The sequence below is a fragment of the Robertkochia solimangrovi genome (assembly GCF_007279655.1).
In the GTDB taxonomy this organism is placed as follows: Bacteria; Bacteroidota; Bacteroidia; order Flavobacteriales; family Flavobacteriaceae; genus Robertkochia; species Robertkochia solimangrovi.
This window is the reverse complement of the sequence record NZ_QKWN01000012.1, coordinates 18,948-40,966: the sequence shown is the minus strand read 5'-3', so window position 1 is coordinate 40,966 and position 22,019 is coordinate 18,948. Positions and strand designations below refer to the sequence as shown.

The window sequence follows — 22,019 nt, the reverse complement described above, 5'->3', positions numbered from 1 at the left end:
TGTAAAGATAACTATTGAAAAACGAAAACCCTGATGGAATCAGGGTCTTCTTATATAATTTCGGTCTTTAATACTAGACTTCGCGATCAGAATCCCATGACTCCAGATATTCGGCAACCCGTTTCACGAATTGCCCCCCCAGAGCTCCATTCACGACGCGATGATCATAGCTATGTGAGAGAAACATCTTATGACGAATTCCGATAAGATCTCCTTCCGGTGTTTCAATTACAGCAGGAACTTTACGTATCGCCCCCAGAGCAAGAATCGCTACCTGTGGCTGATTGATGATCGGTGTACCAAAAACACTACCAAAAGTTCCGACATTTGTTACCGTATAAGTCCCACCCTGAATCTCATCCGGTTTCAGCTTGTTTTCTCTTGCACGAGAAGCCAGATCATTAACCTTTTTAGCCATGCCTACCAGATTCAGCTGATCAGCATTCCTGATCACGGGAACGATAAGGTTCCCATCCGGAAGCGCTGCTGCCATTCCCAGATTTATATCTTTACGCTTTATGATACGATCTCCGTCAACCGAAATGTTGATCATCGGATAATCTTTGATCGCCTTCGCCACTGCCTCCATAAAGATCGGGGTAAAGGTTAGCTTTTCACCTTCGCGCTGCTCAAATGATTTTTTAACTTTTTCGCGCCATTTAACGATACCGGTAACATCAACTTCTATAAAACTCTGAACATGCGCAGAGGTTTGAACGCTTTCAATCATATGATGCGCAATGAGCTTACCCATTCTTGACATTTCGATGATCTCATCCTGTCCGTTTACGGAAACCGGCATAGGTTTCGGAGATGGTTTCACAGGCTGCTCTTTAACAGTTTCCTCCTTAAGTACTTCCTGTTGCTTCGGCTGTGATGAAGGCGTAGGCGCTGTAGTTTCTTTTCCGCGGTTACCCAAATAGGCAAGCACATCATCTTTGGTAACCCTTCCATCCTTACCACTTCCTTCTATATTCTCCAGCTCCTGAAGACTTATATTCTCTTCTCTTGCTATATTTTTCACCAGCGGCGAATAAAAACGCTCTGCTTCTTTAAACGACACAGGAGCCGATGCTGAGAGTTGTATATCCCGCATTTCATTCTCAAGTATAGCTACTGGCTCGGGTTCAACTGCCGTTTCTTCTTCGATCACCTCAGCATCCGGAGTTGAAGAACTAACATTGACCTCTCCCTCTGTTTCAATTATTGCAATGACTTCGCCAACCTTTACCACATCATCCACCTCAAAAAACCGCTCGACCAGAATTCCTTCCACTTCACTGGGAACTTCTGAATCCACCTTATCAGTAGCGATTTCCACAACAGGCTCATCAGCCTCAATGGAATCACCCACCTCTTTTAGCCATGCGGTTACCGTAGCTTCTGCAACACTTTCCCCCATCTGCGGGAGCTTTAGTTCAATTTTTGCCATATTAATAATTTAAGCCTCGTTTTAAGTTTTCGCTTTGCGAAATTAATTAAAAACTAAACTGTATTTTGTTTTTACTATAAATTTTATTCCAACTTCAAACTTTAAGTCTTCAAAGATCGTTCAAAAGGTATCCTGTTGATGATACTTCTTCCCAAGGTGACTTCATCTGCATATTCCAGTTCATCTCCCACTGCGATGCCTCTCGCTATAGTGGAAGTATTTATTTCATAAGGCTCCAGCTGTTTGAAGATATAAAAATTGGTAGTATCTCCTTCCATGGTGGAACTCAATGCGAAAATGATCTCAGCGACCTTGCCATCCTTTACTTTTTGCACCAGTGAACCGATAGTAAGATCCTGCGGACCTACACCATCCATAGGAGATATCTTCCCTCCGAGAACGTGATATATTCCGTTAAATTGCCCTGTATTCTCTATAGCCATGACATCACGGATATCTTCAACTACACAAATAAGGGATTCGTCTCTTTTTGGATTGGAGCAGATCTCACAAAGCTCATTATCAGAAATATTATGACAGCTTTTACAAAAACGAATTTCAGATTTCAGCGTTAAAAGCGCTGCTGCCAGTTCTTCTGTTCTGGAGGCAGGTTGCCTCAGGAGATGCAAAACCAGCCTAAGAGCCGTTCGCTTCCCAATTCCCGGTAATTGTGACACCTCACTTACCGCATTGGTCAATAATTTTGATGAGAAGTCCATTGCTGCGAAAATACGATTTTAAGAGTCATAAATGAATTTTAGAAGCGAGTTTTGTATTTTGCATGCCGTAAATTTTCCCTATGCAACCAATTTTTATCATTTCCATTATAGCCGCCTACTTTCTGATGTTGATCCTGATATCGTACTTCACAGGTAAGGAAGAAAGCAATGAAAGTTTTTTTAAAGCCAATCGTCAATCTCCATGGTATGTGGTTGCTTTTGGAATGATCGGGGCTTCATTAAGCGGAGTTACCTTCATCTCGGTTCCAGGATGGGTAGAAGCTTCGAAATTCAGCTACATGCAGGTCGTATTGGGATATATACTGGGGTATTTGGTCATAGGAACTGTACTATTGCCTTTGTATTACCGATTGAATCTTACTTCGATCTATACTTATCTCGAACAACGATTCGGCACCGCCAGCTACAAGACCGGGGCTTCCTTCTTTATTCTCTCACGAATTGTAGGAGCAAGTTTCCGCCTTTTCCTGGTTGCCAATGTTTTACAGATCATTCTTTTCGATCAGATGGGGATTCCATTTTGGGTGACCGTAACAATCACTATCATCCTCATCTGGCTCTATACCTTTAAGAGCGGTATCAAAACCATCGTATGGACAGACACCTTGCAAACCCTGTTCATGCTGATCGCTGTGGGTGTTACGCTGGTTTCCATCTACGACGAAATGAACATCGGCGCCACAGGACTCCTCAATTATGTAAAGGCAAGTCCGATGTCACAGATATTTTTCTTTGACGACCCCAGAAGTGCCGATTACTTCTGGAATCAATTCTTTTCCGGAGCCTTTATCGCTATAGTTATGACCGGTCTCGATCAGGACATGATGCAAAAGAATCTTACCTGCCGTTCTTTGAAGGACGCACAAAAGAATATGTTCTGGTTTACCATCGTACTCACTTTTGTGAACTTTTTCTTTATGGTTATGGGATTATTGCTAACGGATTTCGCCAGACAAAAAGGAGTGACCGCGATGAAGGATGATCTCTTTCCTACCCTTGCATCTGAGCATCTGGGGACTGCGGTTTTCGTCTTCTTTCTCATCGGTTTGATCGCAGCTGCATATAGTAGTGCCGATAGTGCCCTGACCTCACTAACCACTTCGGTGAGTGTTGACATACTGGATATCGAAAAAAAATATGATTCGAAAAAACAGATCAGAGTACGAAAGAGAATTCATGTGATCCTATCTGTTATACTTATACTGGTAATCATCACCTTCAAATACCTCATCAAAAATGAAAGTGTCATTTCTAAATTATTCACTTTCGCAGGATACACCTATGGTCCGTTGTTAGGCATGTTCTCCTTCGGCCTATTTACAAATTTGAAAACCCGGGATGTATTAGTTCCAGTGATCGCTCTGGCTTCCCCGGTACTCGCCTATTTCATAAGTTCATGGTTAAAATCTGACTTTGATATCGACCTCGGCTTCTTTATTCTGATACTCAACGGTACAATAACGTTTCTGCTACTACTGCTCAACACAAATGGCAAATTTGACCGAAAATCACTCAATACTGCCCAGTACCCAGCATAACAAGAGTACAGGCAGCGATCGTTTCCACTCCCTTGCTCTGAAGTAATGCAGCCAGGTCAGGATTTTCTGTTCCCGGGTTGAAAATTACCCGAGTCGGATTCAGACCCGTTAAATATTCATATAGTTCCTTTTGATTCGAAGGATTTATATACAATGTCACGGTATGAACATCCGGATAAGATGGTGTTCCTGTATCGATCTCAATACCGTTTATCTTTCCCGGATGTCTCCCCAATGCGTAAACCGGAAAACCTTTAGACGATAAACGCTGTACTGCCAGATAACTATAACGGGACGGGTTATCTGAGGCTCCGATAACTAGTGTCTTCTTCATGGATATCAATTCTTTTTAACCAGACGAAAATACAAAATTACTTTTTCACCAAGCCCTTAAAAAACTAAGGATCAGAACCCTTAGGATCTAACTTTCAAGCACCTCCTTCCAAACGTCTCTTTAGTTAATTTATGTTAAAATAACAAAATCAGTGTAACAACTCCCTGTAACAGTCGTCATTTATATAATCATCAATCAATTATAAATCAATCAAAAAACGAACTCATGAAACTCAATCTGTTTCTGTGCGTCCTGTTATTTTCAATCTATTCAGGCGCACAGACTTCCGCAGCCTCTCATGACCCTCTGAAGATCGGTACTGTTACCGGAAAGGTCATTGATGCCACCCTAAAACAACCTGTTCCTTATGCTACTGTAGTGATTAAAAACAAAGAAGACGGATCGACCGTGGTCGGCGCAATCACCGGCGAGGACGGCTCATTCCGACTTGTTGATATAGGGGAAGGTGCCTTTATGTTTGAAGTACAATTCATCGGATATGAAAACTACACCAAAGCCATAGAAATCAGCCGGCAGTCACGTAACATAGATCTGGGAGTTATCGAACTCAAAGAAAATGTCACCGAACTGGAAGGAGTTGATGTTGTAGCTGAACGATCGACCATCGAGCAGAAAATTGACCGAAAGGTTATCAATGTCGGAAAAGATCTTACCACACAAGGTGCTACTGCAGCAGACATTATGAACAACATTCCTTCCGTAAATGTGGATCAGCAATCCGGAGCCCTATCGCTCCGAGGAAATTCGAATGTACGTGTAATGGTAGACGGAAAGCTCTCAAACGTACCTGTAGCCCAGTTATTGAAACAAATCCCTTCCACCTCTATCAAAAGCATCGAACTCATCACCAATCCATCCGCTAAGTATAACCCGGAAGGAATGAGTGGTATCATCAATATCGTGCTTCATAAAAATGCGAATATAGGATTTAACGGAAATGTGAATATAGGACTGGGTTATGAAGTAGAAGCCAAATTCAACAGCTCAGCCGACCTGAACTATAGAAACGGTAAATTCAATTTTTACGGTAGCTATGGAAATAATATCGGGAAACAAGTCAATGATGGGCAGATAGAACGTCTTGATCTTGCTTCAAGCCCGGATTACAATGAATATCAGGTACAGAAATTTGGCTTCAATAATAACAACAAGTCTCACCTGTATAAACTCGGTTTCGACTTTTATCTGAACGACAAGAATACCATCTCGTTATTCACTAATCAGAATTCATTCAATGGAAAAGGAACTGGAAATACCGATGTAGATGCCGCAGAACCTTCAGGTATTCACGGTACACAGAGCTTCCTGATGGACGATGAGAATCTCAACGAACAATACAATTTCAATTACAAACTGGACTTCGATAAAGAAGGCCACAATCTGGAACTCGAAGCTGACTGGAGCCTATTCCACAGCAATCAGGATGCAAGATTCAATTATTCCGGCTTTGAAAATATTTCAAGCTACAATGATTATGTGAACACTGCCAGAGATCAGGTTATCGTCAACCTGGATTATGTTAATCCGATAGGAGAAAAATCTAAGCTGGAACTCGGACTTGAATCGAGAAATTTCGAGACCAATGTAGGTTACCGTTCTACCGGTTTCACCTTTAATTCCAGTGGAGATCTGGTACCAACTCCTGATACAGAATTTGTATACGGTATGGATATTTATTCTGCTTACGCAACCTTCGGACAGAATTATGAGAAATGGAGCTATCAGGTAGGTGCGCGTTTCGAAACAGTTTCGGTAGCAGCAGATACCAACCAAGTGAGAAGCTTCACTGATGATTACAACCAGATTTACCCATCTGCCTTCATCAATTATACTCCTTCCGAAAAGAACCAATACCAGATCAGCTATAGTAAGCGGGTTGACAGACCCGGACTGGGCCAGGTAAATCCAATTCGGGAATGGAGTACGCCATTGCTTTCCTCTTTTGGAAATGAAGAATTGAAACCACAGTTCACCAATTCATTCGAGACCAATTATACCCATCGATTTGAAAAACTCGGAAGTTTAACTCTGGGAGCCTTTTACAGAAATATCAAAGATGAGATCAACCGTGCGGTGTATGTTGACCGATTGGATATCACCAAACAGATTCTGACCTTCAGGAATTTTGATGATACTGAAGCATACGGGGTGGAATTATCTGCTAATATCAAACCTACCGAATGGTGGAGCATCAATGCCAGCACTGAATTCTTTGCACAGACCCAACGCGGATTAACCGAAAGGCTGGATCCTGAAGTATCTGATCCGGGAGTTGATGACATCATCACTCAGGAAATTGAGGTAAATAATGGAATCTTCAATTTCAGAATGAACAACAACTTCACCGTTACCAAAAAACTCACACTATCGGTCTTCGGTTTCTATCGCGGCCAAAGTGAAGACCTTCAGGTGCAATCATTCTCGATGTATTTCATCAATACGGGAGCGCGTTATGCTTTTGCAGATGGTAATGGCACGATCAGCCTGAATTTCAATGACATCTTCAACACGGCACAATGGGCCTTTAAAACAGACCGTCCTTACCCTCAAAGGGGGCAATTCAATTGGGAGAGTCGTACCGTATACCTTGGACTGCAATACAGATTCTCCAGTGGAAAAGTTAAATCCCGCCAAAGAAAACAGCGTGACGACAATACAAAAAGCAGTGAAGGAATTTTATAATCTACAAAATGGTCGTTTTTCTTAGATATTGATGGTTAGTATTTTAGCAACGACCATTTACAGAAACCCGGGGCATAGCTCCGGGTTTCTTCTTTTTTATATCAAAATTAATCGAGTTAAAATTGAGCAGGCTTTAGAAAGCTATCTCGCTAAAATCACATCCAGCGCTCATTAAAATCTCTAAATCAACTTAAATAGCATTGATAAAGCCTGCCTCACCGGAAGGCAGAATCATCACTTCAAAAGCTTACCGTACCCGTTCATACTTTTCAGCACATGCCTCAAAACACGGATAGTAAAGATAAAGTTCGCCTTCTTTGATTTCATATTGTAAAAAATTTCCACATTCATCACCCGGCAAATTAATCACAGAAGCATCGGCATCATAGGTCGTAGTAAAAATTCCGGCTTCCATTTCGTATAACTCACAAAGCGAATAATTGGATTGAAGTGTTCCATCTTCAAAGAATTTCAGGTACTTATCACTATCCACTTCATGAAATGTTCCGCTCCCATCTCCAGGATCCGACAATACTTCATTTAATTCCCATAGCGATGCCAGATTATCATCAATATTATCATCCTTGTCGGTACAGGACCATAGTATCATAGCAAATATCATCAGGGGGTATTTGAAAATTTTTATCATTTGGCAAACTTTTGGTTTATCAGATAGATGAATAAATGCAGGTTTGGTTGCGTACGAATATGATGATCAGAAAAATTACTGAAGACCAGCAGGCTCTAATTCAATTTGAATTGATATTGCAGTACCACCATCCATTTTCTTTCAGACTGTACTGCACTGCTACCGACCCCTGAAAAGACCGGACGATTCTGGACATCGATTGTGATCTTAGATCGTTGACCGTTCAGATACCAATTGATCCCTGCATTATAACTGTCAACCGTTTCACCCAGGGCCTCAAAATTACTCCATTGCCCACTTGCATATAACTGAAAATTATCAAAAAAAGAGTCATAATAAGCGGAACCAAGCATTAATCCAAGTTGAAGATGATAGGCATTTCCGGTTCCTATCATAGGAAAGGCATTACCCTTCCCATTGATCTGTGAAGAACCGGAGTCAATACCGAATGCCGGATTATTTACACCCACCATCCGAAGGTAATTAGGACCCATATCATAGTGATACCAAGCACTATAGGCTGTTAGTGCCTGACCGATCCCAACATCTACAGGTTGCTCCCAAAAAATATCGGCAGCCCATAGCTTCAGATCTGTTTCTCTGAGGTCTCCCTCTTGCAGATACTGCATAGCGTTATTTTGATATTTCATTCCTGCCCCCAACGACAAATACCTATGTTTTCCGAGATACGTTCCTACAAAGTTAGGACTATTGTTATTTTCCTTTTCAAGCAGGTCGTATTTCAAATAGGCAGTAAACTGGGGATTCAACTCACCCTGTGTAAACTCCGCTCTATTCTCACCCGGTTGTTTTGGGGTGGCCCCGGAAATACCATAATCATAGGGATCTATAAATGCGAACCTGTAATTAGCCTTCCCGATATCCCCGTGTATGAACATACCGAAATTTCTGGTCACATCATCCGTAATGTTTAGGGTTGGTTGAGCGATGATCGGTAAGTCTGCAGTAAGCATACTTAAGGTTGAAGGGGCGGTATAACGGGATAATCCGTCCCATGTTGATTTACCGAATCCGAATTTCATAAACGGAGTGATCTTAGCTTCAGCATAGAGATCCAAAATTTTCGGAATAGGAATATCTTGTCCTGACTGATTAAAATTATTCTCTCCTACCTGAGCGTAGAACTTAAAATTTTCAGTGACATTCAAAGTTCCGTTAAACCTGAATCTACGAACTGACACATCATACGCTGAAGATCTTAGATGTCCTTTATCATCCATACTATCAGGGTTCCATTGTGTATACCTTGACCAGAATTGAATGGCACCATTGATCTTGAATCCTATTTCGGGATTATTGGTCAGATGCCAGGACAAAGGGATCTCAGATTTCTCAGAACTCTTTTCCTGAGCTACGAGGATTGGAGCGATCATTAAAAATGACATCAGAAAAACCAGTTTAAAAATCGATGGATTCAATGAAAACGTTTTCGAAGTGTTCATTGTTAAGATTTGGTGATCTTCTTTATAAAAGTTAGTGGCCATGACGTAATTTTTATTATTTTTCACGTTCATAAACTCCTGTTAAACAGCTTTATAGCTATAAAAATCAAAGTTAGCGTAGATTTTACACAAAAAACATGACAAAGGTCATTTCCTATCAAATATTAGGGAGGTAAATTTGTTATATAAATCAAGTATCATGAAAGCAATATCAACAGTTTTAGTACCTTTTGATTTTTCAGATGTTGCCAGTAATGCACTAAACTATGCGATAAGATTCCTGGAAAATGACCCGCAGGTTAAGATCATTTTGGCACATGTTGAAGATGGCGCAGCGAATCAGGAGAAACTTCCTGAATTGAAGAAAATCATACAAACGTATTCCAGAAAAATCCGAAATGAGATTATTCCTGTCATTACTAAGGGGAGAATCAATGAATCACTTCTGGAAATTCAGCGTACCACTTCGGTTGACCTGGTGATCATGGGCACCTGCCCGTTAAAGGATCATTGTTTTCTTCAAACAAAGACCTCTGAATTCGTACTGGCAGCCAAATGCCCGGTATTGGTAATACCCAAGGGTTATCATGAATTCCATTTAGAAAGAATTTCCCTGGTGATCGGAAAGGATGAGATCCACAATTATAAATTACTGGGAGTGTTACTGGATGTAGCACGCCGTTTTAATGCTCATGTGGATGTAATCACCGTTAAAAATGACGAAGGCAACTATGGATATACTCCTACAGACGAAAAAAATGAAAATAATATTGAATACTATCTGGAAAACTTCTATTCACATCATTCGTTCATAGAGGATCCGGATATCCTTCATGGAATATTCAACTATGTAGATAAGAACAAAGTTGATCTGATAGCAATGCTGCCCCGAAATCATGCCGAAGGTCCTGTACACTCAGAAGGTAAATTGACCCGTGAGTTAAGTCAGACCACTGAAGTACCGTTACTAGCTATAGATTTTTAAAATCCTGAATTATGATCTTGACTCTGTGTCTCATTCTGGTTGTGACTATCGCATTGTTTATTTGGGGGAAATACCCACCGGACGTAGTAGCATTGATTTCCATGTTATCCCTGTATCTGACAGGAATACTGGATGTTCCGGAAACCCTGAGCGGGTTCAGCAATCCTACGGTTATTATGGTGGCTGCGTTATTCATTATCGGAGAGGGTTTGTCAAGAACAGGATGGACCGCACTTGCCGGGAGGAAATTCGTTGAACTCGCCGGCAAGAGCGTTCCTAAATTACTGGTGATCGTAACACTTGGATCAGGAGTACTTTCAGGATTTGTCAGTAATACGGGAACAGTAGCCACACTGATGCCAGTATCTATATCGGCAGCCTGGACAGCAGGAACACTGCCCTCGAAGATCCTGCTTCCCGTAGCTTACGGATCAAATGCAGGTGGATTATTAACCCTCACAGGTACTCCGACGAATATCATTGTAAGCGATCACCTGATGGAAAATCATATGGAGGGTTTCTCGTTCTTTGAATTCGGACTTATCGGTATTCCGATGTTGATTCTTGCCATCGCATATTTCCGGTTCTTCGGTCATAAACTTTTACCGAACATCAAAACAAGTAATAAGCCGATAAATCTTGATGCAGAACTTTCAAAATGGATCGAAGATTTCAGTATCGGTGACAACGTTTACCGTTTACGTATCCGTTCGATGTCTCCATTGATCGACACACAGATCAAGGATTGGGAAATGGAGTCGAAATTCAACGTAACCGTCATCCGTTTACGTCGAAGACACTTTAATAAAATAAAAGCAAAATCGGCTTTTGTAGAATTCCCGAATGGGAAGACTGAAATGAGGTATCATGATATCATCACAGTCAAAGGACAACCTTCCGACATCGATAGGTTCATGCAGGAATTCAAACTAGGCTTAATACCTGACGAACTGCACGAAGAGGAACTTAAGCGGGAATTCATCAATTCAGAGGTTGGAATGGTAGAAGTGATCGTCACTCCAAAATCATACTTCGTTGGCAGAACCATCCCATTAGGACTCTACCTGAGTCAGCAGGGAATTCAACTGCTCGGAGTTAGTCGTGGCGGAGAACCGATAAATGATGTAAATATTTCGATAAAGGCCGGTGACTCCTTTATCATCAGAGGGAGCTGGGAAAAGATAGACCGACTTAAATCGATCTATGAAAATCTGGTGATCTGTGGTAGTCCTGAGGCGATGGTTAAAAATGTAGATACACTGGATTATAAGAGCTATATCTCACTCGGGATAATGATTCTGATGATCCTGTTATTATCGCTGAACGTGATGCCGGGATCCATAGCAGTTTTGCTATGTGCAGGTATCATGATGTTCACCGGTTGTGTGCCGATTGAGAAAGCTTATAAGAACATAAGCTGGACCAGTGTGATCATGATCGCAGCGATGATCCCCATGGGCGTTGCCCTCCAAAAAACGGGAGCGGCTCAAATGATCTCTGATTCGTTGATCGAAACACTGGGAGAATCTCAACCGGTGATGTTGATGGGAGGAATTTTCATCCTGACCACTCTGTTGAGTCAGACTATCAATAACACGGCAACAGCTGTATTAATGGCTCCGATCGCCTATATGGCTGCCCTGGGAATAGGAGTTTCTCCAAGACCCTTTATGATGACGGTAGCAGTCAGTGCTTCAACCGCCTATATGACACCTATGGGAACCACCACCAACGCAATGGTCATGAGCGCAGGTGGCTATAAATTCATGGATTACCTGAAAACAGGTACACCATTACTGATATTGACCTTTTTGATGTCTTTGGTCCTGATACCATTTTTCTGGCCCTTTGAGATCAGTGAATAGAAAAATAAAATGATTCATCTATAAAATTATTGTCATGAGTGCAACTATGGAATTAAAAAGTGTAGATCTAAGCAAATATGGCTTAAAGGATGTTAACGTTCATTATAACCTGCCAGCCGAAGAATTACAGAAAATCACTGTTTCTTCAGGACAGGGAACGGAAACCGAAAATGGAACCCTGGTGGTAAACACCGGGAAATTTACAGGACGATCTCCAAAAGACCGATTCCTTGTAAAAGACGAATATACCAAAGATAAAGTTTGGTGGGGGCGCATCAATAAACCAATCTCTCCCGAAAATTTCGACAAACTTTACAATGGAATGATCGAATATATGGCTGGCAAAGATGCCTATGTTCGTGATGCATATGTATGTGCTTACCCTGAATATCAGATGAACGTTCGTACGATCACCGAATACCCATGGTCAAATTACTTTGTTAAGAACATGTTCCTGAGATTCGCAAATAATGAAGAACTTGAAAACTTTCAGGAAGAATGGCTGGTACTTTGTGTTCCCGGATACAGCGCACCGAATCCTGAAGAAGTAGGATTGTTAAGCGGTAATTTCTCTATACTGAACTTTACAAAAAAAATAGCTCTGGTCGGAGGGTCTGCCTATACAGGCGAAATGAAGAAGGGTATTTTTTCCGCATTAAACCTTATCCTTCCTGTAGAGAAGGAAGTATTGCCAATGCACTGTTCAGCAAACGTCGGGGAAGATGGTGACACTGCTATTTTCTTCGGTTTATCAGGAACCGGTAAGACCACACTCTCTGCCGACCCGGCCAGAAAACTGATCGGCGATGACGAACATGGGTGGACCGCTGATAATGTAATCTTCAATTTCGAGGGTGGCTGTTATGCAAAAGTGATCGATCTATCAGAGGAAAAAGAACCGGATATCTACCGTGCTATCAGACCAGGTGCATTACTGGAAAATATAGTTTTCAAATCAGGAACCAGAGAAGTAGATTACTTTGATAGCAGCATTACTCAAAATACCCGTGTGAGCTATCCAATTGAGCATATCGATAATATCCAAAGACCCTCTTATGCGGCAAACCCTAAGAATATCTTCTTCCTGACCTGTGACGCGTTCGGTGTGCTGCCTCCATTGTCAAAACTGACTCCAGGACAGGCCGCATACCATTTTATTTCCGGATATACCGCGAAGGTAGCAGGAACTGAAGCAGGAATCACCGAACCGGTACCATCATTCTCTGCATGTTTCGGAGAACCTTTCATGCCACTACACCCAGCTGTATATGCTGAAATGCTCAGTCAGAAAATGCAGGATGCAGGTGTTAATGTATGGCTGGTGAATACCGGATGGAGTGGCGGACCTTATGGTGTGGGTTCCAGAATAAAATTGAAATATACCCGTGCCATGATCACAGCGATCTTAAATGGTGAAATGGAGAAAGTAACCTATAAGGCTCATCCGATCTTCGGATTGCATATGCCGGAATATTGCCCTGGAGTACCAACAGAAATGCTGGATCCAATCAATACCTGGCTGCAAAAAGGTGCGTACATCAGTAAATCAATTCAGTTGGCGCATTCCTTCCACATCAACTTCGAAAAATTTGCCAATCAGGCTTCTGACGAGATCATCAACGGAGGACCGCTGATCGATACCCATCACTCATTGGCAGAACATTTATAAGAGCTGATGCTTGTTGATCTTAACTGATCTAGAAAAGGCTGTTTCGGATTTTTGAAACAGCCTTTTTGATTTTATATCAATGGAAAAAGAAATACTATTAATTAATATCAATCAGAAATAGATCTTACTAAGCAAACTGAGCCTGCGAAGATGACTTCTGTCGCTTTCACCACAGGTCACTCAAGCTTCTTCGTGCGCCAGCAGACCAAATATTTTAATCACCATTAACGGTAAACTACCATTTAATAATAGCACTTCCCCAGGTAAATCCACTTCCAAAAGCAGCAAGGACTACCGTATCTCCCTCTTTTATCTTTCCTTCCTCCCAGGCTTCTGTTAATGCTATAGGGACAGATGCAGCGGTGGTATTACCATAACGCATGATATTGTTATAGACCTGATCATCGCTAAGTCCGAATTTTTGCTGAATGAACTGAGAGATCCTCAGATTGGCCTGATGCGGGATGAGCATATCGATATCCTGTGGTGTGAGATCGTTCTTCTTTAGTCCTTCCATAATTACCTCACTGAATCTCACCACAGCATTCTTAAAGACGAATTGTCCGTTCATATATGGATAGTAAGAAAGGTCCTCACCGTCTTTATCTTCCAGAATGTCGGTCACCCATCGTTTCCCCATTCCCGGCGCAATCAGGGCAAGTTCTTCAGCATGCTCACCTTCGGAATGCAAATGCGTTGAAAGAATCCCTCTTTCAGGATCGGTTTCCCTGCTCAACACGGCAGCTCCTGCCCCATCACCAAAGATTACAGACACCCCTCTTCCACGAGTGGTCATATCGAGTCCCTTTGAATGCAGTTCAGAACCGATAACGAGTACATTTTTATACATCCCAGTCTTGATAAACTGATCAGCGACAGACAGCGCATATATAAAACCGGAACATTGATTACGAACATCAAGTGCACCTACCGTTCGTAAACCAAGCTCCTTTTGTACCAATACTCCGGGGCCCGGAAAATAATAATCCGGACTAAGTGTGGCGAAGACCACAAAGTCGATCTCCTCCTTGGTCAAGCCGGATCTTTCAATGGCGATTTCAGCAGCCTTCACTCCCATGGTGGTAGTGGTATCTTCCCCACCAGGAATCACATGGCGTCTTTCACGAATACCTGTACGTTCCTGAATCCATGCGTCATTGGTCTCCATGATTTTGGAAAGATCGTCATTGGTTACCACATTATCCGGAACATAATATCCTAATCCGGTAATTCTTGAATTATACATACGCTTTTAATTATCTTATTTACAATATACTCTATTAAATCTACGAAAAAAGTAAATTTTGGTCGCGCAATTTAAGGAATTATTAGAGAATGTAACGTTAATTAGAACTACTCTGAAAGCACTCTAAAACCAGAATTGCAGCTTTAAAATTATTAGTAAATTGTAGCTGCCAAAAAAACGACCATCTCAGGATGGTTTCCAAAAAATTAATTTTAAATCATCATTTCATGAAAAAAATTTCCTGCCTGCTCCTTCTGTTTGTTGCATTATCAGCATTCGGACAGGAAAAACTCAACTATCAGAAGCCTCCAAGTGAGATCCTCGATTTATTTGAAGCTCCAGCAGCCCCGATGGTGAACATCACTGAAAACGGAAAGTATATGATCCTTATGTATCGGGATCCACATAAATCCATAGCTGAACTTTCTGAAGAAGAACTTCGACTTGGTGGATTAAGGATAAATCCAAAAACCAATATCGGTAGCCGTGTATCGTATGTAAACAACCTTATGATTAAATCTCCTAAAGACAAGGAAGCTATAGAAATCAAGGGAATTCCCAACAATCCGAGACTTGCCAATTTTTCCCTTTCGCCGGATCAGGAAAAAATGGCTTTGACAAATACAACGGAAGCGGGTGTGGAACTTTGGGTACTGGATTTACAGAAAGGCCAAATGAGTAAACTTTCTGAACCCATCCTTAACGCCAACCTGTATGATGTAATCAATTGGTTTAAGGATAGTCAATCGATCCTGGTAAAAACATTACCTTCCGATCGCAAACCACTGATCAATACTGACGAAGCCATTCCAGACGGGCCGACGATCTCCACCAACGACGGGAAGAAGGCACAAAACAGAACCTATCAGGACCTTTTGAAAAATCCGAATGATGAGTTCAATTTCGAACAACTTGCCAAAGCAGATCTGATGAAGATCTCGTTAGACGGAAAGACTGAGAAATGGAAAGAGACCGAAATGTATCAGGGAATCAGTTTCTCCCCGGATGGAAACTATGTCATGATCACTACCATAGGAAAACCTTTTTCCTACCTTGTTCCTTATAGCCGCTTCCCTTCCACGACCACAGTTTACGATAAGGATGGAAATGTGATAAAGGTGATCCTTGAAGAAGGACTCATCGAAGAATTACCGCAAGGATTTATGGCTGTGCAGACCGGAATGCGAAGTATCCGATGGAGAAGTGACAAACCTTCAACCCTGTATTACGCAGAAGCTTTAGATCAGGGCGATCCGGAAGTAGAGGTTCCTTTCAGAGATGTCATCTATGAAATTGAGGCCCCTTTTACCGGCACTCCCCGGGAGCTGTTAAAAACCAAAAACCGATACGCAGGAATTGAATGGGGTGATGATGATATCGCGATCGCTTATGACCGATGGTGGAATACACGAAATACCAAAACCTATGTTTTTGATCCATCAGACAACACCCGGGAACCCGTAGTACTTTTTGACAGGAATTATCAGGATCAATATAGCAATCCCGGTAGTTTCGTATCCAAAAGAAATGAGTTGGGAAGCTATGTACTGGCCCTTGACAAAAATAAGAATGCCTATTTACTGGGCGATGGGTTTTCCGAAAACGGACAATTTCCATTTGTCGATAAAATCAATCTGAAATCTTTTGATAAAGCCCGCTTATACACCTCAAAACTCGAAAACAAAAAAGAGGATCTTTTAGACTACGATCCGGAAGAAGACAGGTTGCTTGTCAGGGTTCAATCGCAAACAGAATACCCGAACTACTATTATAAAGCGATCAAAAGAAGAAGGAGTCCGATTCAGCTAACAAGCTTCGATAACCCCTATAAAAGTCTTCAAAGTGTACATAAGGAAGTGATCACCTATAAAAGAGCTGACGGCCTGGAATTATCGGCTACCCTATATCTTCCTGTCGGCTATGATATGGATAAAAAAGAAAAAATGCCAATGCTTATGTGGGCTTATCCACGTGAATATAAGGACAAGAACAGCGCATCTCAAAACACACAGAATCCGAATGAATTCACCTATCCATACTGGGCATCCCCCGTGTACTGGGTTACCCGTGGGTATGTGGTACTTGACGATGCTGCATTCCCGATCATAGGAGAAGGCGATAAAGAGCCCAATGATACATTTAGAGAACAACTGGTGGCAAATGCCAAAGCAGCGATAGATGCCGTTGATGAACTGGGATATATCGACAGAGAACGTGTAGCGGTGGGAGGTCACAGTTACGGAGCCTTCATGGTTGCTAACCTGTTGTCACATTCCAATCTTTTTGCAGCAGGAATCGCAAGAAGTGGTGCCTACAACAGAACACTTACTCCTTTTGGATTTCAGAGTGAGGAACGCAATTACTGGGAAGCTCCGGAGGTTTATTACACAATGTCACCTTTTATGCATGCCGAAAAGATGAAGACACCACTATTACTTATTCACGGACAAGCCGATAATAATTCAGGGACCTATCCGATGCAAAGTGAACGATATTTCAATGCTTTAAAAGGACTTGGAGCCGTTGTACGCCTGGTTATGCTTCCAAAAGAAAGTCATGGTTACAATGCCAAGGAAAGTATTATGCACATGCTGTGGGAGCAGGACCAGTGGCTGGAGAAATATGTAAAGAACAAAGGCGCTGACATGTTGTCAGAAACGAAATAAGTGGTACTTTTTTTGAAATCGGTGCAGTGTTCATAATCAAAATTAAATACATATGACTACCGGAAATATTAATGTATCTGTAGAGAATATTTTTCCGCTGATCAAGAAGTTCTTGTACAGCGACCATGAAATTTTCCTGCGAGAACTTATTTCAAATGCAACTGACGCCACTTTAAAGCTGAAGCACCTGACCAATATAGGTGAAGCGAAGGGCGTGGAATATGGAAATCCTGTGATCGAAGTTAAGATCGATAAGGAAGGTAAGAAACTCCATATCATAGATCAGGGACTGGGAATGACCGCAGAAGAAGTTCAGAAATATATCAATGAAATCGCCTTTTCCGGCGCCGAAGAATTCTTAGAAAAGTATAAAGACTCAGCAAAAGACAGTGGGATCATCGGTCACTTCGGACTAGGGTTCTATTCCGCCTTCATGGTTGCTGATAAAGTAGAGATCATCACAAAATCTTATAAAGATGAGCCTGCAGCACACTGGACTTGTGACGGATCGCCAAATTACACCCTTGATGAATCCGATAAATCGGAACGAGGAACGGAAATAATCCTTCACATCAATAAAGATTCAGAAGAATTCCTTGAAGAAAACAGAATCAGTGAACTATTAATAAAGTATAATAAATTCATGCCGGTACCGATCAAATTCGGAACCAGAGAAGAAACTATCAAGGAAGGGGAAGGTGATGATGCTACCGATAAGCAGATTACTGTAGACAATATCATCAACAATCCGGAGCCTGCATGGACAAAACAACCCGCAGACCTCAAGGATGAAGATTATTTAAATTTTTATCGGGAGCTCTATCCGATGCAATTTGAAGAGCCTCTCTTTCATATCCACCTGAACGTGGATTATCCGTTCAACCTGACCGGGATTCTTTATTTCCCAAAGTTGAGCAATGAGATCAATCTTCAAAAAGATAAAATTCAACTCTTTCAGAACCAGGTATTCGTCACTGACAATGTAGAAGGTATCGTACCTGAATTCCTCACGATGTTACGCGGAGTTATCGATTCGCCGGACATACCATTGAACGTATCCAGATCCTATCTTCAGGCTGATGGAAACGTAAAAAAGATCTCCAGCTATATCACCCGAAAAGTAGCTGATAAATTAAAATCGCTCTTCAATGAGAACCGTGAGGATTTCGAGAAAAAATGGAATGATATCAAAGTGGTTATCGAATACGGTATGCTTTCAGAAGATAAGTTCTATGAAAAAGCTGATAAATTCGCATTATACCCTACCGTAGATGACGAATACTTCACTTTTGAAGAACTTATTGAAAAGGTTAAAGAGAATCAGACCGATAAGGACGGTAAGACCATACTACTTTATGCTTCGAACCAGGATGCTCAACACAGTTACATCACGGAAGCTAAAGATAGAGGATACCAGGTACTAATTCTGGATTCTCCCATCGTATCCCATCTGATGCAGAAACTTGAAACTTCAAAAGAGAACATTTCGTTTGCCCGAGTTGATTCGGATTCTCTGGATAACCTGATTAAAAAGGATGAAGAAAAAATCTCCAAGCTTTCAGAAGAGGAAAAAGAAACTCTGAAAGGAGTTCTGGAAAATGCAGTTCCCAAGGAAAAATTCAGTGTACAACTTGAATCTCTTGACAGCAATGCATCTCCATTTGTGATTACGCAACCTGAATTTATGCGCCGTATGAAAGAGATGAGCGCTACCGGTGGAGGAATGTTCGGGATGGGGAATATGCCTGAAATGTATAACCTTGTGGTTAATACAAACCATGAACTGATCGGACAGATTCTGAATACGAAGACTAAGGCTAAACAGGAGAGACTGATCAATCAGTCTGTTGACCTTGCCAGATTATCACAAGGACTCCTAAAAGGTGAAGAACTTACGAACTTCATCAAGAGAAGTTACAATATGATCAAATAATAAGATTTTTACATCTTAAATTAAAAGCCGGCAAAAGCCGGCTTTTTTTTATTCCATACGGCTTCTTATCTCCCTGTTACTGATTTGGCACACAGACATCTTAAGCAATTCTCTTCTTGTTGATAGGTGCAATTTTTCATAACTTTAGGAAATGAAGACGCTGTTACAAAAACTCAAACTTGAAAATCAGAATCAGATTCTTATTCTGAATGAACCGGAAGGATTTGGAAAGGAACTCGCTGCGCTTTCCGATATGGAGATTCTTTATTCCAGTATCAAAGCCGGAAAGGTAGAGTTTGTACTGATCTTTGTCACGACCATAGAGGAACTGGAAAATCAGTTACTTACAGTGTTACATAAATTACACGAAGACGCTATCCTATGGATTGCTCATCCCCGAAAAGTATCTAAAACGCTTTATACCGATATCACCAACGACTACGACTGGACCCCCTTGATCAGGAAATGTTATCATCTTGCCAATCATATCACGGTAAACGACGACTGGGAGGCAGTTCGATTCAGACGCCTGGAGTATGTGAAAAGTAAAAACAAAAAGAAAACCGAAAACCAATCCGAATAGTTATTATGAACAACTCCCTCTATGCTTTCCTTTGCATCTTATTACTCTTCTCTTGTAAGGAAGAATCAAACAAGAAATCTCAAGAAGCTACAGACCTCCCTCCTATAACTGATGTTTTCCAGGCATATTATGAAGACAACCTGAAGATCGACCCTATAGATGCAACCTTTTCCGGTAAAACGGAATACAATGATATGCTACCGAATACCCTGTCATTAGTATTCATTGATCGCAAAAAGCAATTTTACAGGAATTACCTGAGTAAACTGGCACAATATGATACCGACCAACTGTCTGAAGAAGATTATCTAAGTTATAATGTATTGAAATGGCAATGTGAGACGGGTTTAAAACAACTTGAATTTCCCTATAACCGATTGGTTCCGATCAATCAGTTCAGCTCCCTTCCACAAACCATCGGACAGTTTGCCAGTGGAATGAGTGCACAACCCTTCCACACCCTTCAGGACCATGAGAAATGGCTCTCCAGATTAGGAGATTATCTCGTCTGGTGTGATACAGCAATCGTAAATATGCGCAAAGGAATTGGTGATGGATATATACTTCCCAAATCTTTGATTGAAAAAGTGATCCCGCAAATGGAGGCCCTTGCTAAGGGCCCTCCTTCTGAACACCTGTTCTTTGGCCCAGTAAAGACATTTCCGGATATTTTCACCGATAAACAAAAAGATTCACTACGGGCTGTTTATTCCGAAGTGATCGATAAAAGAGTGATTCCGCAATACCAAAAGCTGACTGAATTCTTCAGAGACGAATATTTACCTGCCGGCAGAACAACATCCGGAATTGGAGATATCCCTGATGGCGCTGCTTATTATCAGCAACAGATCAAGATCTATACAACTACGGAGTTGACTGCCGAACAAATTCATGAGATTGGGTTAGCTGAAGTTGCAAGACTGGAAAGTGAAATGGAGAAGGTGATGGATGAAGCCGGATTTAAGGGCACATTACCGGAGTTCTTTGACGCAATTAGAAACAATAAAGACCTCATGCCATATAACAAACCGGAACAAGTCATAGAACATTTCTATGCCATCTATGACAAAATGAAACCTAACCTCAAGAAATTGTTTGACCTTACGCCCAGAACCGGTTTTGAAGTAAGAAGAACTGAAGCATTCAGGGAGGAATCGGCAAGTGCTGAATACAACCAGGGCTCACTTGACGGAACCAGACCTGGTATATTCTATGTTCCGATCCCGGATGTTAAGGCTTATAATATCTTATCCGATGAAGATCTTTTCCTTCACGAAGCGATCCCGGGTCATCATTATCAAATTTCATTACAACAGGAAAACACCGATCTTCCGGCATTCCGAAAAACAATTTGGTATAGTGCCTATGGAGAAGGCTGGGCACTGTATTCAGAATCTTTAGGGAAAGAACTCGGACTCTATACAGACCCCTATCAATATTTTGGTATGTTAAGCGCTGAGATGCATCGTGCCATACGACTTGTTGTGGATACAGGTATACATGCAAAAGGCTGGAGTCGTGAAAAGGCAATAGAATATTCATTAAGCCATGAAGCTGAATCGGAAGCCAGTGTGATCGCTGAGATAGAACGCTATATGTCATGGCCCGGACAAGCCTTATCATACAAGATCGGACAATTAAAGATCATCGAACTACGGAATAAAGCACATAAGGCCTTCGGAGACAAATTCGACATCAAGGAATTTCACAACAGAGTTCTTGAGTCTGGCTGTCTTCCCCTGGAGTTACTGGAAGACAAGATCAATCGCTGGATTATGGCGGAAAATAAAGCAGGATAAAGCATGTTTATCTGGTCTTATTATACCATGGCTGTTTTATATATCGTCGCGGGAATATTTCATTTCATCAAACCAGAAACCTATAAAAGAATTATCCCCGGATATCTTCCATATCCGGGGACTTTAGTTTTATTAAGTGGTATTGCAGAAATACTTTTAGGAATCCTTCTTTTCTTCCCGAATACATCCCGAATAGCACTTTATGGAATTATCATAATGTTGATCCTGTTCTTGCCAGTACATATTCATATGGTTCGAGATCCTCATTTTGAGAAGTACTTCCCCAAATGGCTGTTGATATTAAGAATACCCATTCAGTTCATTCTTATCACCTGGGCCTATATATACATATAATCTACTACAACGTTATAATTGATGTTAATTATGTACATATCTAAAGTCTATAAAAAATGT

General features: G+C 41.4%; 16 protein-coding genes. 10 read left to right on the top strand and 6 right to left on the bottom strand.

Annotated elements, in window-relative coordinates; genetic code table 11:
• Window positions 1-73: 73 nt before the first annotated feature.
• Both DMZ48_RS15650 and recR read right to left on the bottom strand, forming a co-directional pair.
• Window positions 74-1,432 (bottom strand): dihydrolipoamide acetyltransferase family protein, encoded by a 1,359-nt coding sequence (locus tag DMZ48_RS15650; protein ID WP_143956110.1) that lies wholly within the window; start codon window positions 1,430-1,432, stop codon window positions 74-76.
• A 101-nt stretch (window positions 1,433-1,533) separates the two neighbouring features.
• Window positions 1,534-2,151 (bottom strand): recombination mediator RecR, encoded by a 618-nt coding sequence (gene recR, locus DMZ48_RS15645; protein ID WP_143956109.1) that lies wholly within the window; start codon window positions 2,149-2,151, stop codon window positions 1,534-1,536.
• A gap of 80 nt (window positions 2,152-2,231) precedes the next feature.
• Between recR and DMZ48_RS15640 the strand changes: the two genes are divergently transcribed.
• The gene (locus DMZ48_RS15640; RefSeq protein ID WP_143956108.1) at window positions 2,232-3,710 is read left to right on the top strand and encodes a sodium:solute symporter; all 1,479 of its coding nucleotides are present in this window, start codon (window positions 2,232-2,234) and stop codon (window positions 3,708-3,710) included.
• Here DMZ48_RS15640 and DMZ48_RS15635 read toward each other — a convergent pair.
• Window positions 3,685-4,044, bottom strand: a complete 360-nt coding sequence (locus DMZ48_RS15635; protein ID WP_143956107.1) for a CoA-binding protein — start codon at window positions 4,042-4,044, stop codon at window positions 3,685-3,687. The genes DMZ48_RS15640 and DMZ48_RS15635 overlap by 26 nt on opposite strands.
• Window positions 4,045-4,269: 225 nt before the next feature.
• On the opposite strand from DMZ48_RS15635, the gene DMZ48_RS15630 reads away from it, so the two are divergent.
• Window positions 4,270-6,747, top strand: a complete 2,478-nt coding sequence (locus DMZ48_RS15630) for a TonB-dependent receptor (protein WP_143956106.1) — start codon at window positions 4,270-4,272, stop codon at window positions 6,745-6,747.
• Window positions 6,748-6,994: 247 nt separating this feature from the next.
• On the opposite strand, the gene DMZ48_RS15625 is transcribed toward DMZ48_RS15630, so the two are convergent.
• Both DMZ48_RS15625 and DMZ48_RS15620 read right to left on the bottom strand, forming a co-directional pair.
• Window positions 6,995-7,396, bottom strand: coding sequence for a hypothetical protein (locus tag DMZ48_RS15625; RefSeq protein ID WP_143956105.1), 402 nt, complete (start codon window positions 7,394-7,396; stop codon window positions 6,995-6,997).
• A gap of 95 nt (window positions 7,397-7,491) precedes the next feature.
• Entirely contained in the window at window positions 7,492-8,859 is a 1,368-nt protein-coding gene (locus tag DMZ48_RS15620; RefSeq protein WP_143956104.1) for a hypothetical protein, read from the bottom strand.
• Window positions 8,860-9,058: 199 nt separating this feature from the next.
• Between DMZ48_RS15620 and DMZ48_RS15615 the strand changes: the two genes are divergently transcribed.
• The 3 genes from DMZ48_RS15615 to pckA are packed head-to-tail and all read left to right on the top strand — an operon-like array spanning window position 9,059 to window position 13,378.
• Window positions 9,059-9,844 (top strand): universal stress protein, encoded by a 786-nt coding sequence (locus DMZ48_RS15615; RefSeq protein ID WP_143956103.1) that lies wholly within the window; start codon window positions 9,059-9,061, stop codon window positions 9,842-9,844.
• Between the two features lie 11 nt (window positions 9,845-9,855).
• On the top strand, window positions 9,856-11,709 hold the full coding sequence (locus tag DMZ48_RS15610; protein WP_143956102.1) for an SLC13 family permease: 1,854 nt from the start codon (window positions 9,856-9,858) through the stop codon (window positions 11,707-11,709).
• Window positions 11,710-11,743: 34 nt separating this feature from the next.
• Window positions 11,744-13,378, top strand: a complete 1,635-nt coding sequence (gene pckA, locus DMZ48_RS15605; RefSeq protein WP_143956101.1) for a phosphoenolpyruvate carboxykinase (ATP) — start codon at window positions 11,744-11,746, stop codon at window positions 13,376-13,378.
• Window positions 13,379-13,613: 235 nt separating this feature from the next.
• Here pckA and DMZ48_RS15600 read toward each other — a convergent pair whose 3' ends face one another.
• Window positions 13,614-14,624, bottom strand: coding sequence for a 3-oxoacyl-ACP synthase III family protein (locus tag DMZ48_RS15600; RefSeq protein WP_143956100.1), 1,011 nt, complete (start codon window positions 14,622-14,624; stop codon window positions 13,614-13,616).
• Between the two features lie 227 nt (window positions 14,625-14,851).
• Here DMZ48_RS15600 and DMZ48_RS15595 point away from each other — a divergent pair, with 227 nt between their 5' ends.
• The 5 genes from DMZ48_RS15595 (at window position 14,852) to DMZ48_RS15575 (ending at window position 21,959) form a co-directional block, all read left to right on the top strand.
• Complete coding sequence (locus DMZ48_RS15595; protein ID WP_143956099.1) at window positions 14,852-17,290, top strand: alpha/beta hydrolase family protein; 2,439 nt, start codon at window positions 14,852-14,854, stop codon at window positions 17,288-17,290.
• Between the two features lie 52 nt (window positions 17,291-17,342).
• Complete coding sequence (htpG, locus tag DMZ48_RS15590; protein ID WP_143956098.1) at window positions 17,343-19,223, top strand: molecular chaperone HtpG; 1,881 nt, start codon at window positions 17,343-17,345, stop codon at window positions 19,221-19,223.
• A gap of 151 nt (window positions 19,224-19,374) precedes the next feature.
• Window positions 19,375-19,806: a hypothetical protein gene (locus DMZ48_RS15585; RefSeq protein WP_143956097.1), complete on the top strand. Its 432-nt coding sequence runs from the start codon at window positions 19,375-19,377 to the stop codon at window positions 19,804-19,806.
• A 5-nt stretch (window positions 19,807-19,811) separates the two neighbouring features.
• Window positions 19,812-21,605, top strand: coding sequence for a DUF885 domain-containing protein (locus DMZ48_RS15580; RefSeq protein WP_143956096.1), 1,794 nt, complete (start codon window positions 19,812-19,814; stop codon window positions 21,603-21,605).
• A gap of 3 nt (window positions 21,606-21,608) precedes the next feature.
• Window positions 21,609-21,959, top strand: a complete 351-nt coding sequence (locus tag DMZ48_RS15575) for a DoxX family protein (RefSeq protein ID WP_143956095.1) — start codon at window positions 21,609-21,611, stop codon at window positions 21,957-21,959.
• The last annotated feature ends 60 nt before the right edge of the window (window positions 21,960-22,019 follow it).